Source organism: Liquorilactobacillus vini DSM 20605 (assembly GCF_000255495.1).
Classification (GTDB): Bacteria; Bacillota; Bacilli; order Lactobacillales; family Lactobacillaceae; genus Liquorilactobacillus; species Liquorilactobacillus vini.
Genome location: NZ_AHYZ01000190.1, coordinates 1 through 204, shown reverse-complemented (window position 1 = coordinate 204; position 204 = coordinate 1). Strand labels below are relative to the sequence as shown.

Sequence of the window (204 nt, the reverse complement as noted above, 5' to 3'; positions counted from 1 at the left end):
TCTTGATGAATTCTGTTATTCATCAATGGAGCCTAACGGGATCGAACCGATGACCTCCTGCGTGCAAAGCAGGCGCTCTCCCAGCTGAGCTAAGGCCCCATAATCAAAAAGGATGGGCCTAAATGGACTTGAACCATCGACCTCACGCTTATCAGGCGTGCGCTCTAAACCAGCTGAGCTATAGGCCCATAAACATCCTTAATG

General features: G+C 49.5%; 2 tRNA genes. Both read right to left on the bottom strand.

Annotation, left to right across the window (positions count from 1 at the left end):
• Positions 1–26: 26 nt before the first annotated feature.
• A tRNA-Ala gene (locus tag ON15_RS10390) sits at positions 27–99 on the bottom strand.
• A 14-nt stretch (positions 100–113) separates the two neighbouring features.
• Positions 114–188, bottom strand: a tRNA-Ile gene (locus ON15_RS10385).
• Between the last annotated feature and the right edge of the window lie 16 nt (positions 189–204).